At 43.6% G+C, this 12,193-nt stretch carries 13 protein-coding genes; 9 read left to right on the forward strand and 4 right to left on the reverse strand.

Features of this window, described 5'->3' with window-relative positions:
* Positions 1-48 precede the first annotated feature (48 nt).
* From AB4154_RS00940 to AB4154_RS00950, 3 genes are all read right to left on the reverse strand, one after another.
* Positions 49-597 (reverse strand): peptidylprolyl isomerase, encoded by a 549-nt coding sequence (locus AB4154_RS00940; RefSeq protein WP_017059906.1) that lies wholly within the window; start codon positions 595-597, stop codon positions 49-51.
* Entirely contained in the window at positions 597-1,166 is a 570-nt protein-coding gene (locus AB4154_RS00945) for a YajG family lipoprotein (RefSeq protein WP_017059907.1), read from the reverse strand. Before AB4154_RS00945 ends, AB4154_RS00940 begins: the two co-directional genes overlap by 1 nt.
* Positions 1,167-1,232: 66 nt before the next feature.
* On the reverse strand, positions 1,233-2,384 hold the full coding sequence (locus tag AB4154_RS00950; protein ID WP_136974112.1) for a methyltransferase: 1,152 nt from the start codon (positions 2,382-2,384) through the stop codon (positions 1,233-1,235).
* Positions 2,385-2,558: 174 nt separating this feature from the next.
* Here AB4154_RS00950 and bolA point away from each other — a divergent pair, with 174 nt between their 5' ends.
* From bolA to nqrM, 9 genes are all read left to right on the forward strand, one after another.
* The gene (gene bolA / locus AB4154_RS00955) at positions 2,559-2,867 is read left to right on the forward strand and encodes a transcriptional regulator BolA (RefSeq protein WP_017064186.1); all 309 of its coding nucleotides are present in this window, start codon (positions 2,559-2,561) and stop codon (positions 2,865-2,867) included.
* A gap of 521 nt (positions 2,868-3,388) precedes the next feature.
* Positions 3,389-4,729, forward strand: a complete 1,341-nt coding sequence (locus AB4154_RS00960; protein ID WP_032545690.1) for a Na(+)-translocating NADH-quinone reductase subunit A — start codon at positions 3,389-3,391, stop codon at positions 4,727-4,729.
* 5 nt (positions 4,730-4,734) lie between these two features.
* Positions 4,735-5,979, forward strand: a complete 1,245-nt coding sequence (locus tag AB4154_RS00965; protein WP_010439046.1) for an NADH:ubiquinone reductase (Na(+)-transporting) subunit B — start codon at positions 4,735-4,737, stop codon at positions 5,977-5,979.
* Positions 5,969-6,736, forward strand: coding sequence for a Na(+)-translocating NADH-quinone reductase subunit C (locus tag AB4154_RS00970; protein WP_017059911.1), 768 nt, complete (start codon positions 5,969-5,971; stop codon positions 6,734-6,736). The genes AB4154_RS00965 and AB4154_RS00970 overlap by 11 nt, the downstream gene beginning before the upstream one ends.
* Positions 6,736-7,368 carry an NADH:ubiquinone reductase (Na(+)-transporting) subunit D gene (locus AB4154_RS00975; RefSeq protein ID WP_008223083.1) on the forward strand — a complete coding sequence of 211 codons (633 nt, stop codon included), beginning with the start codon at positions 6,736-6,738 and terminating at the stop codon, positions 7,366-7,368. Before AB4154_RS00970 ends, AB4154_RS00975 begins: the two co-directional genes overlap by 1 nt.
* Positions 7,369-7,375: 7 nt before the next feature.
* Positions 7,376-7,972: an NADH:ubiquinone reductase (Na(+)-transporting) subunit E gene (gene nqrE / locus AB4154_RS00980; RefSeq protein ID WP_372122000.1), complete on the forward strand. Its 597-nt coding sequence runs from the start codon at positions 7,376-7,378 to the stop codon at positions 7,970-7,972.
* A gap of 29 nt (positions 7,973-8,001) precedes the next feature.
* Positions 8,002-9,228 (forward strand): NADH:ubiquinone reductase (Na(+)-transporting) subunit F, encoded by a 1,227-nt coding sequence (gene nqrF, locus AB4154_RS00985; RefSeq protein ID WP_017059912.1) that lies wholly within the window; start codon positions 8,002-8,004, stop codon positions 9,226-9,228.
* Positions 9,229-9,402: 174 nt separating this feature from the next.
* On the forward strand, positions 9,403-10,407 hold the full coding sequence (locus tag AB4154_RS00990) for an FAD:protein FMN transferase (protein WP_017059913.1): 1,005 nt from the start codon (positions 9,403-9,405) through the stop codon (positions 10,405-10,407).
* Positions 10,408-10,423: 16 nt separating this feature from the next.
* Positions 10,424-10,678, forward strand: coding sequence for a (Na+)-NQR maturation NqrM (gene nqrM, locus AB4154_RS00995; protein ID WP_009848378.1), 255 nt, complete (start codon positions 10,424-10,426; stop codon positions 10,676-10,678).
* A gap of 134 nt (positions 10,679-10,812) precedes the next feature.
* On the opposite strand, the gene AB4154_RS01000 is transcribed toward nqrM, so the two are convergent.
* Entirely contained in the window at positions 10,813-12,051 is a 1,239-nt protein-coding gene (locus tag AB4154_RS01000; RefSeq protein WP_017059914.1) for a response regulator, read from the reverse strand.
* Positions 12,052-12,193 lie beyond the last annotated feature (142 nt).

Raw genomic sequence — 12,193 nt, forward strand, 5'->3', positions numbered from 1 at the left:
GTCCTTGTGTAGAAAAACGCCCTTAAGAAATAAGGGCGTTAGATTGGATTACTTAAGAAGGGTCACTTTAGTGATGACGATTGGGTCAACTGGTATGTCTGACATGCGGCCCATTCGCTTGGTTGGAATCGTTGCCATCTTTTGAACAACATCAAAACCTTCAGTTACTTTGCCGAATACAGCGTAGCCTGGGTTGCTACCTTTTGCGTTCAAGAAGTCGTTATCTGAAAAGTTAATGAAGAACTGACGAGTTGCAGAATCTGGCGCATTAGTACGAGCCATCGCGATTGTTGCTGTATCGTTCTTCAAGCCATTGCTGCCTTCATTCTTGATAGGAGCGTAAGTTGCTTGTTGATTCATCTCTTGATCGAAGCCGCCACCTTGAGCCATAAAGCCAGGAATAACACGGTGGAAGATAGTGCCTTCGTAGCTGCCGTCAGCAACGTATTTTAGGAAGTTCTCCGCACTAACCGGTGCTTGTTCTTGGTTAAGCTCAATAGTGAAGTCGCCTAATGTTGTTTCCACGTTTACTTTAGGACCAGCCCAAACGCTCACGCTCACTAGCATTAATGCGATAGAAGATAAAATACGACCCATTAGAAACGTTCCTTCATGTAAGTTTGTAGCTCTTGGTCGTTAGCGATCTCAGTAAGAACCAAGTTGATCACGTCATTAAGAACCATAGAGATGTCGTCGTTAGATGCACTCAATGCACCAGTGCGTGTTGCAGTGCCGTTGAATGTTTTAACTAGTTTGCCTTCAGGTGTTTCAGCGGTAACTTCAAGCGTTACTTTACCGTCCATTTTGTTTTCCATAATGGTGTGCTCTACGGTAACGAGTGCTTCTTGAATCTCTAAAACAATCGAGTTTTCACTGTTTACGCTCGCACGAAAACCTTGAGACTCTAACTGCTGTGCAACAGCATTTTCTAGAGAAATACGCATGTTTTGCTTAGCGTGAATTGGCTGAATGTTTGAACGGCCACTATCAACCAATGCAACATATTGAGCGGCACGAACATCTTTACTGGTTAGTGTGTATGTTTTGCCTTGTACAAGGTTGCTTGAGCTTAGTGAAGCTTCTGGCATTACATTGATCTGTTCTTGCTGAGGGGCTGAACATGCTGTCAAAGCCATAATAGAAGCAGCCAAAATCAGTTTTTTCATTCCTTTATCCTTTCTAAATTCACACCAGAAGCTCGGTATCTTAAATTCTTGTGAAGTCGTTTCTGCTTATTTATTAAAATTCGCAGGTTCTCTTGTTGCTTGTAATATCTCAAATTTTTGGTTTAGTTCAAGCGTTTCAACGTTAGCTTCACCAAATAGTCTTGCTAGTTTGACATCGTATCCGAGGTGTCGGTTGCCAATAACAATTAATTTGCCTCCATTGCTTAGAACATGCTTTGCATCACAGAACATTTGCCACGCAATGTGATCCGTAATCGCTTGTTGCTGATGGAATGGAGGATTACACATCACTAGGTAGGTGCTGTTTTTCTTGAAGCCATCTAAACAGTTATTGGCGATGAACTGGAAGTTGCCTTCTTCACCAAGGTTATCCTTGACGTTTTGGCGCGCCGACTCCACCGCCATAAAGCTTTCATCCACACAGGTGATACGAGCTTGTGGGTTCAATTGCCCTGCTTTTACACTCAATACACCGTTGCCACAGCCTAGATCGATGATATGACGTAGCTCAGGATCTTGTGGGATGTGCTCTAGCATATAGCGAGCGCCTTGATCGAGTGCTTCCCCTGAGTAAACATTTGGTAAATTTTTCAGACGGATATCTTCACCGTCCACATCCCATTCAACAAAAGGCTCTACTGTTTGAATAGGCTGGCAGTTTGGAGACGAGAATACTAAGCGGTGTTTTTTCTTCGCTAGTGATGTTTTGGTTTCGCCTAGGTACTTTTCGAACAGGTTAAGCGTAGAAGTGTGAATCTCTTTTACCTTGTTGACGCCAATCACTTGGCAGCCTACAGGCAATGCTTGGCGTAGCTGGCTCAGTTGCCAGATTAGGTGACGATTTGTTTTTGGCAGCTGCATGATCACAAGGTCGATACCGTGTGGGATATCATCCATCGTGTTCAAGAAGTTCACTCGGTTACTTTGATTGCGCTGCAAGTTTTTCAGGGCGCCACGGTGAGAGATAAATGAGTCGCTCATCATAGTGACATCATGATCTTTCGAGAACCAAGTCGATAGGGCACCGAAGCTGTCGTTCATGATCAGGATGTGTTTACCAGGTTCAAGGTTCATCTCTTCAACATGGCTAATAATGTATTCGTCGCCCGCATCCCAAGCTTGAAGGGTTTCATTTGAACGTTTCGGGAAACGATGTAAGGTCAAAGTTCTGTCGTGAAGGGTAAGTTCGGTTTTCATTGCTTGAGATACTTATGTAAGAAATAACAAAGATATTGTCTCAAATGCAGGCTGAACAAGATAGAAAAAACTCAACCAAACCTATGCCATTCGCTATGAAATACTCAGACACTCGACCTGTTAGGGTTTATACTCAGCCCACGGATAATGCCAATACGTTATTAAGGAATCACAATGATCCAAGAAGTTATCGAAACAAAATTGCACAATGAGTTTTCACCAAGTCATTTAAACGTGGTCAATGAGAGCTATATGCACAATGTTCCGGCTGGTTCTGAGAGTCATTTCAAAGTGATTGTTGTCAGCGATGTGTTTGAAGGTTTGCGTCTTATTGCTCGTCATCGAGCGGTAAATAAAGCTCTTTCAGAAGAGCTAGCGAATAATATTCACGCACTGTCCATTCACACTTATACAAAAGATGAATGGATGAAGCAGCTCGATAACGTGCCAGACAGCCCTATGTGTATGGGTGGTGGCAAGTAACACAGCGAGCATATTGACAAAAGGTGGTGATGCCGCCTTTTTTGTCGCCAAACCTATGTGTTTTTCGTTGTTATATCACTCAAACTGATGGCAATTTGAACGACTAAAAATACCTACAATGAGTAATGTTTTTATTAACAGTGTTTCAACATAACTAGTAAAATATTAGTTTGTGACAGAGTATTAATCTCTTGTTTAAAACACGATTCAAAAGCCATTTTATCTGTGCGGCTCGTCAAATTTATACATATTTGAGAGGCCATATGCTTCAAATCTCACCAAATAAAGGCTGTATTCAAGTTATTGGTCATGGCATCGAGTTGTCAAAAAATGCTAGAATATCGCACCTGATAAATCTCACATAATATTTGTGATGAGTTTATTAATGTAATGTTGCGATTTTGGTATCTCAAATTTACCAAAACCGGACACTGTAATGTCGTGTCTAAGGGCGATTTTAAAACGTCCTGAATTTACGCAATTAAAAGAATCTTTTTCCCGATAAAGTAGTGCAAGTGCGTATGATTACAATAAAGAAGGGTTTGGATCTTCCTATCGCAGGAACTCCATCCCAGGTGATTAATGATGGTAAGTCCATCACTAAAGTCGCCTTGCTTGGCGAAGAGTACGTTGGTATGCGTCCTACGATGCATGCTCGCGTTGGTGATGAAGTGAAGAAAGGCCAAGTTCTTTTTGCAGATAAAAAGAACCCAGGTGTTGTATTTACTTCTCCAGCAAGCGGTAAAGTTATTGAAGTGAACCGTGGTGCTAAGCGTGTTCTTCAATCAGTAGTGATTGAAGTAGCAGGCAATGAGCAAATCACGTTCAATAGCTATGAAGCTAACCAACTAGCAAGTCTTGACCGTGAAACGGTTAAAGCTCAGTTAGTTGAGTCTGGCGCATGGACCGCTTTGCGAACTCGTCCGTTCAGCAAGGTTCCAGCAGTTGATTCTGAAACTCAGGCTATTTTCGTTACTGCTATGGATACTAATCCGCTAGCAGCTGAGCCAGAATTAATCATTAACGAGCAGTCTGATGCTTTCGTTGCTGGTTTAGATCTTCTTTCAACTCTGACTAACGGTAAAGTGTACGTTTGTAAAAAAGGTACTAGCTTACCTCGTTCAGCTCAGTCTAACGTTGAAGAACATGTTTTTGATGGCCCACACCCTGCAGGTCTTGCAGGCACGCATATGCATTACCTATACCCGGTAAATGCACAAAATGTAGCGTGGAGCATTAACTACCAAGACGTTATCGCATTCGGTAAGTTGTTCCTTACTGGTGAGATTTACTCTGAGCGTGTTGTTTCTCTGGCTGGTCCAGTAGTTAATAACCCACGCCTAGTTCGTACTCAAATTGGTGCTAGCCTTGAAGAGTTGACGGACAGCGAGTTGATGCCAGGTGAAGTTCGCCTGATCTCAGGTTCAGTATTATCTGGTGTTCACGCTTCAGGTCCACATGCTTACCTTGGCCGTTACCATCAACAGGTTTCGGTTCTTCGTGAAGGTCGTGATAAAGAGCTATTTGGCTGGGCTATGCCTGGTAAGAACAAGTTCTCTGTTACTCGTTCATTCCTTGGTCACGTGTTTAAAGGTCAGTTGTTCAACATGACAACGACAACAAACGGTAGTGATCGCTCTATGGTTCCAATTGGTAACTACGAGAAAGTAATGCCATTAGATATGGAGCCTACTTTGCTGCTTCGCGATCTATGTGCTGGCGACGTTGATAGTGCACAAGCACTTGGTGCGCTAGAGCTAGATGAAGAAGATTTAGCACTGTGTACCTTTGTATGTCCTGGTAAGTACGAGTACGGTCAGTTACTTCGTGAATGCCTAGATACAATTGTGAAGGAAGGGTAATTTTCATGGGCCTTAAAAAGTTTATTGAAGACATCGAGCATCATTTTGAACCAGGTGGTAAACACGAAACGTGGTTTGCGCTTTACGAAGCTGCAGCAACACTTTTCTACACACCAGGTACAGTTACAAAGAAAAGCTCGCATGTCCGTGATAGCGTTGACTTAAAACGTATCATGATCATGGTTTGGCTTGCGGTATTCCCAGCAATGTTCTGGGGTATGTACAACGCAGGTGGTCAAGCTATTGCAGCACTAAACCACATGTATTCAGGTGCAGAACTAGTTTCTATCATTGATGGTAACTGGCACTACTGGCTAACCGAAATGCTTGGAGCCTCCTTAGGAGCCGATGCAGGTTGGGGCAGTAAGATGCTCTTGGGTGCGACTTACTTCTTACCTATCTACGCGACGGTCTTTATCGTTGGTGGTTTCTGGGAAGTACTGTTCTGTATGGTGCGTAAGCACGAAGTTAACGAAGGTTTCTTTGTTACTTCTATCTTGTTCGCGCTTATTGTTCCGCCAACACTTCCTCTATGGCAAGCTGCACTAGGTATTACCTTCGGTGTTGTTGTTGCTAAAGAGATTTTTGGTGGTACGGGTCGTAACTTCCTAAACCCTGCACTTGCTGGCCGTGCGTTCCTATTCTTTGCATACCCTGCTCAGATTTCTGGTGACGTAGTTTGGACTGCAGCTGATGGTTTCTCTGGTGCAACAGCGCTTAGCCAATGGGCTCAAGGCGGTGGTAGCGCGCTAATGAACACGGTATCTGGTGAGACGATCACTTGGATGGACGCATTCATTGGTAACATTCCAGGTTCTATCGGTGAAGTATCAACGCTTGCACTTATGATCGGTGCTGCAATGATCGTATACATGGGCATTGCTTCATGGCGCATCATTGCTGGTGTTATGATCGGTATGATTGCTGTATCAACATTGTTTAATGTGATCGGTTCTGACACTAACGCAATGTTCAGCATGCCTTGGCACTGGCACCTAGTTCTAGGTGGCTTCGCATTTGGTATGTTCTTCATGGCAACAGACCCTGTATCAGCGTCATTTACCAATGGTGGTAAGTGGTGGTACGGCATCCTAATCGGCGCAATGTGTGTAATGATTCGTGTAGTTAACCCTGCATACCCAGAAGGCATGATGCTTGCGATTCTATTCGCAAACCTATTTGCTCCTCTGTTTGACCACGTTGTAATCGAGAAGAACATTAAGCGGAGACTAGCGCGCTATGGCAAGTAATAACGATAGCATTAAAAAGACGCTGTTTGTTGTTATCGCATTGAGCCTAGTGTGCTCAATCATCGTTTCAACAGCTGCAGTTGTTCTTAAACCTAAGCAACAAGCTAACGCGGTTCTAGATCAGCAAACTAAGATCCTTGAAGTTGCGGGCATTGAACTTGCGGGTAATATCCCTGAACTGTACGCAGAGAACATTGAACCTCGTCTAGTTGATTTCGCTACTGGCGATTTCGTTGACGGCGATGCTGCTGCATACGACCAACGTAAAGCGGCAAAAGATCCAGCTCAGTCAATCAAGCTTTCAGCTGAAGATGACATCGCTAAGATCCTTCGTCGTGCTAACACGGGTACTGTATACCTTGTGAAAGATGGCGCTGAAACTTCTAAAGTTATCATCCCTGTTCACGGTAACGGTCTATGGTCAATGATGTACGCATTCGTTGCGGTAGAAACTGATGGCAACACAGTTTCTGGTATCACTTACTACGAGCAAGGTGAAACTCCTGGACTTGGTGGTGAAGTTGAGAACCCATCTTGGCGCGCTCAATTCGTTGGTAAGAAATTATTCGACGAAAACCACAAACCTGCTATTCAGGTTGTTAAAGGTGGCGCTCCTCAAGGTTCTGAGCACGGTGTAGATGGCCTTTCTGGTGCAACACTGACTAGCGTTGGTGTTCAACATACATTTGACTTCTGGTTAGGTGATATGGGCTTTGGTCCGTTCCTAGCAAAAGTTCGTGACGGAGGTCTGAACTAATGTCTAGTGCAAAAGAAATTAAAAAGAGCATCTTAGCGCCGGTGTTGGACAACAACCCAATCGCGCTACAGGTTCTTGGTGTGTGTTCTGCTCTTGCGGTAACCACTAAGCTAGAAACAGCATTTGTTATGACTATCGCGGTAATGTTCGTTACTGCTCTGTCTAACTTCTTCGTTTCTTTGATCCGTAACCACATTCCTAACAGTGTGCGTATCATCGTTCAGATGGCAATTATCGCATCACTAGTAATCGTGGTAGACCAAGTGCTTAAAGCATACCTATACGATATCTCTAAGCAGCTATCTGTATTCGTAGGCCTAATCATTACTAACTGTATTGTAATGGGTCGTGCTGAAGCATTCGCAATGAAGTCTGCGCCAATCCCATCTCTAATCGATGGTCTTGGTAACGGTCTTGGTTACGGTTTCGTTCTTATCACTGTTGGTTTCTTCCGTGAGCTTCTAGGCTCTGGCAAACTATTTGGTATGGAAGTACTACCTCTAGTGAGCAACGGTGGTTGGTATCAGCCAAACGGCTTGATGCTTCTAGCACCTTCTGCATTCTTCCTAATTGGTTTCTTGATTTGGGCAATTCGTGTGTTCAAACCAGAACAAGTAGAAGCGAAGGGGTAAGGTAGTCATGGAACATTATATTAGTCTGCTAGTTAAATCGATTTTCATCGAAAACATGGCGCTTTCTTTCTTCCTAGGTATGTGTACATTCCTAGCGGTATCTAAGAAAGTTAAAACTTCTTTTGGTCTTGGTGTTGCGGTAGTTGTAGTACTTACAATCGCTGTTCCTGTAAACAACCTTGTTTACACACACATCCTGAAAGAAAACGCGCTTGTTGACGGTGTCGATTTAAGTTTCCTTAACTTCATCGCATTCATCGGTGTTATCGCGGCACTTGTACAAATCCTAGAGATGGTTCTAGACCGTTTCTTCCCACCTTTGTACAACGCACTAGGTATCTTCCTTCCACTGATCACAGTTAACTGTGCAATCTTTGGTGGTGTATCTTTCATGGTAACTCGTGACTACAACTTTGCTGAATCTGTTGTTTACGGCTTCGGTTCTGGTGTGGGTTGGATGTTAGCTATCGTTGCTCTTGCGGGTATCCGTGAGAAGATGAAGTACTCTGACGTACCTCCAGGTCTTCGTGGCCTTGGTATCACGTTCATTACTGTTGGTCTGATGGCGTTAGGCTTTATGTCTTTCTCTGGTGTTCAACTGTAGGGTAAGCACCCAGTAATAAGGAATAACAAATGTTTAGTATTATTCTTGGCGTAGCGATGTTTACCATTATTGTACTGGCTCTAGTACTAGTGATTCTTTTCGCTAAGTCTAAGTTAGTACCATCAGGTGACATCACTATTTCAGTAAACGGCGACCCTGAAAAGGCGATCGTTACTCAACCTGGTAGCAAGCTACTTGGTGCCCTGGCTGGCGCTGGTATCTTCGTATCTTCTGCTTGTGGTGGCGGTGGCTCTTGTGGTCAGTGTCGTGTAAAAGTTAAGTCTGGTGGTGGCGACATCCTTCCAACTGAACTTGATCACATCACAAAAGGTGAAGCTCGCGAAGGCGAACGTCTTGCATGTCAAGTTGCTATGAAAACTGACATGGAGATTGAACTAGACGAAGATATCTTTGGTGTTAAAAAGTGGGAATGTACTGTTATCTCGAATAACAACGAAGCTACTTTCATCAAAGAACTTGCTCTAGCGATCCCTGAAGGTGAAGAAGTTCCGTTCCGCGCGGGTGGTTACATTCAGATTGAAGCTGAACCACATCACGTGAAATACGCAGATTACGATATTCCTGAGGAATACCGTGGTGACTGGGATAAGTTCAACTTGTTCCGTTATGAGTCTATCGTTAAAGAGCATTCGATCCGTGCTTACTCTATGGCTTCATACCCAGAAGAGAAAGGCATCATCAAGCTTAACGTGCGTATCGCAACTCCGCCGCCAAACAACCCTGACGTAGCTCCTGGTGTTATGTCTTCATACATCTGGTCTCTTAAAGAAGGCGACAAATGTACTATTTCTGGTCCATTTGGTGAGTTCTTTGCTAAAGACACAGACAATGAAATGGTATTCATCGGTGGTGGTGCAGGTATGGCGCCTATGCGTTCTCATATCTTCGACCAACTTAAGCGTCTTAAGTCTACTCGTAAGATGTCTTACTGGTATGGCGCGCGTTCTAAGCGTGAGATGTTCTACATTGAAGATTTCGATGGCCTAGCGGCTGCAAACGAAAACTTCGTGTGGCACTGTGCACTGTCTGATCCTCAACCAGAGGACAACTGGGACGGTTACACTGGTTTCATCCACAACGTACTGTACGAAAACTACCTGAAGGATCACGAAGCTCCTGAAGATTGTGAGTACTACATGTGTGGTCCACCGATGATGAACGCTGCTGTTATCGGCATGCTGAAAGATCTTGGTGTAGAAGATGAAAACATCCTACTAGATGACTTCGGTGGTTAATCCACTTAAGTGATTGATATTATGGCTGACTCCTACGAGTCAGCCATTTGTTTTTCTAAGACAGCTTTTGACAACATACTGGCTTATATAAGAAAGAGTAAGGCATTCAAAATACCTATTTTTTACTCTTATTTTTCCTTATATAAATCCTCAACATTAGACAGGAGTAAGCAAGTGAGAATTTGGCTTGTTGCATTAACTTCTTTGATTTTTCTTGCGGGCTGTGAGCAGTCAAGAGAGCAAGTGCATTTGAGTGGCCCAACGATGGGCACGAGTTACAATATTAAATACATCAATGGTGATGAATTTCCTGAGTCTAATGAAGTTCATACAGAGATCGATCGTCTACTTGAAGAAGTAAACGACCAGATGTCGACTTACCGTGAAGATTCCGAATTAAGCCGTTTCAACCAGCATAAAGGTGCGGATGCGTTCGAAGTATCTGAGCAAACAGCGACGGTTGTGAAAGAAGCGATTCGTTTGAACGGTCTTACTGAAGGAGCTCTGGATGTAACGGTTGGTCCGTTAGTTAACTTATGGGGTTTTGGTCCTGAAGCTCGTCCTGAAGTTGTGCCATCAGATGAAGAGCTTGCTGCTCGCAAGGCTAAGATTGGTATCCATCATCTTAGTGTTGAAGGCAACATGTTGAAGAAAGACCTACCTAACCTGTATGTCGATCTATCCACGATTGCAAAAGGTTGGGGTGTTGACGTCGTCGCTGACTACCTTGATTCTATCGGTATTCACAACTACATGGTTGAAGTCGGTGGCGAAATTCGTCTGAAAGGTTTAAACCGTGAGAACGTGGGCTGGCGTATCGCGATTGAGAAACCAAGCGTTGATGAGCGTAATATCCAAGAGATCATCGAGCCGGGTGATATGGCTATCGCAACCTCTGGTGATTACCGTAACTATTTTGAACGTGATGGTGTTCGTTACTCACACATCATCAACCCTGAAACAGGAAAGCCTCTTCACCATAAAGTGGTTTCTGTGACTGTTTTAAACCCGTCTTCAATGACTGCAGACGGCTTATCTACGGGCCTTATGGTCTTAGGTGAGGAAAAAGGAATGGAAGTCGCAAACCAACATAACATCCCAGTGTTCATGGTGGTAAAAACAGCAGATGGCTTTAAAGAAATTGCTTCTGAAGCATTTAAGCCATACTTAGGTAAATAAGGTAAGCGAGATAATTATGAATACATTTCTGATTACATTTGGTGTTTTTCTTGCAGTAATCGCAGCGATGTCAATTGGCTACATTATCCAAAAGAAAGTTGTGAAAGGTAGCTGTGGCGGTTTGGGTGCTGTTGGTATTGATAAAGTATGTAACTGCCCTGAACCTTGTGACGCGCGTAAGAAGCGTGAAGCACGTGAAGCTTACCGTGAAGAGAAGCTGGCTGAGCGTCAACAAAAAGAAGCGGCTTGGAGTAAAGACCGTATCGCTTAATGGGTGACAGTCATAGGGGATAGAGTTATCTATGCCCTCAAATTGAAAAGCTCAAGATTATCGTCTTGAGCTTTTTTAGTTTTGAGGTCTAGCAATTAATCTTGGCATACCAAAATGGAAACAAAAGCGAATGACTATTGTTCGATTTGCATGCTGTTACGCGCAAACACTAGTTGGTTTCTACCTTGCTCTTTTGCCGTATAAAGAAGCTCATCAGCGGCTTTGATCTGTTCATCTAACTTCGCGTCTAAATCGGTTACGCCGATACTGATACTGACCTTGATTCTTTGAGAGTCATGCTCAACAACATGGCTTTCAATGGCTTCTCTCATGGACTCTAAGTTGTCAACAAAGCTTTCAAATGCGCCGCACGACTGAATACAAAACTCTTCGCCACCAAAGCGCACAGCGACATCGTCTTTGAAATGATCTTTGATTATTTTCCCTACATCGATCAGCACGGCATCACCACCATCGTGTCCAAAGGTATCATTCACTTTCTTAAAGAAGTCGATGTCCATCATCGCGATGTTTCGTTGATCGCAGCCTTTACAAGGATGATTGAACAGGTAGCGACGATTCCATAAGCCAGTAAGAGCATCCTCGTTGGCATGTCGAAATAGCTCATTAGCCGCTTCTTTCATATCAAGCAGCTGATGGATACGGCAGAAAAACTCTTCTTGGTTAAAAGGTTTGTAAAGGAAATCGTTGGCACCCGCTTTAAGGAATCGCGCTGTCATAGTGCGATCATCACTCCCGGATAATCCTAGAATGGCCAACTGGTTTCTGTCGTGATCGCGTCGAATCTCACGGATCATCGCTATACCGTCTTTCTTCGGCATATCATGGTCTGTAACAACGAATGTAATATCAGGGTCGTTATGAAGAAGCTTTAATGCTTGTTCGCCATCTTCGGCTTGGATTGTTTGGATATATTGGTGTTCTAGAAGTTGAACTATGTAACGGCGAACGACCGCTGAATCATCGACAACCAGTGCTTTGTGGTGGCGATTATTCGAAATTCTTTGAACTAGAGGGAGTAGGTAGCTTACTGACGACATACTGTCTTTAAGTATGTAATCGATAACGCCTTTGGCTAGGACTTGCTCTCGCAGTTGATTGTCGAACATCCCGGTCAGAACAATGATTTTCTGTTGGTAGCCTAAGACGAGGTCAATGATCTCACCGTCTTGCCCGTCAGGTAAGCAGTAATCCAATACGGCACACAAGAAATCCGTCTCTTGTTCCAAGATCGCTTTGGCTTCTTCTACAGATTCCGCCAACGCAACTTCATAGCCATCGTTCTTAAATTGTTGGTAAAGATAGTTTCTGAATGCGCGACTATCCTCTACCACTAGTATTTTTTCACTCAAAAGCTATCCCTACTTATAGACTAAATACTCCTAACAATACTATCAGAATAGTGGGCGGCGAATGAAGTGAAACCTGTTGAGCTGGACTCCAGATCATTTTAAATCTGAGAATAATTGATTATACTGTTCATAGATACAGTTG

This window comes from Vibrio sp. 10N.286.51.B11 (genome assembly GCF_041469245.1).
Lineage (GTDB): Bacteria > Pseudomonadota > Gammaproteobacteria > Enterobacterales > Vibrionaceae > Vibrio > Vibrio crassostreae_C.

Coding starts and splice junctions, on each gene's coding strand:
- nqrF (WP_017059912.1), top strand. CDS start 8,002: ATGTTTAGTATTATTCTTGGCGTAGCGATGTTTACCATTATTGTACTG.
- AB4154_RS00945 (WP_017059907.1), bottom strand. CDS start 1,166: ATGAAAAAACTGATTTTGGCTGCTTCTATTATGGCTTTGACAGCATGT.
- nqrM (WP_009848378.1), top strand. CDS start 10,424: ATGAATACATTTCTGATTACATTTGGTGTTTTTCTTGCAGTAATCGCA.
- AB4154_RS00970 (WP_017059911.1), top strand. CDS start 5,969: ATGGCAAGTAATAACGATAGCATTAAAAAGACGCTGTTTGTTGTTATC.
- AB4154_RS00965 (WP_010439046.1), top strand. CDS start 4,735: ATGGGCCTTAAAAAGTTTATTGAAGACATCGAGCATCATTTTGAACCA.
- nqrE (WP_372122000.1), top strand. CDS start 7,376: ATGGAACATTATATTAGTCTGCTAGTTAAATCGATTTTCATCGAAAAC.
- AB4154_RS00960 (WP_032545690.1), top strand. CDS start 3,389: ATGATTACAATAAAGAAGGGTTTGGATCTTCCTATCGCAGGAACTCCA.
- bolA (WP_017064186.1), top strand. CDS start 2,559: ATGATCCAAGAAGTTATCGAAACAAAATTGCACAATGAGTTTTCACCA.
- AB4154_RS00950 (WP_136974112.1), bottom strand. CDS start 2,384: ATGAAAACCGAACTTACCCTTCACGACAGAACTTTGACCTTACATCGT.
- AB4154_RS00975 (WP_008223083.1), top strand. CDS start 6,736: ATGTCTAGTGCAAAAGAAATTAAAAAGAGCATCTTAGCGCCGGTGTTG.
- AB4154_RS00940 (WP_017059906.1), bottom strand. CDS start 597: ATGGGTCGTATTTTATCTTCTATCGCATTAATGCTAGTGAGCGTGAGC.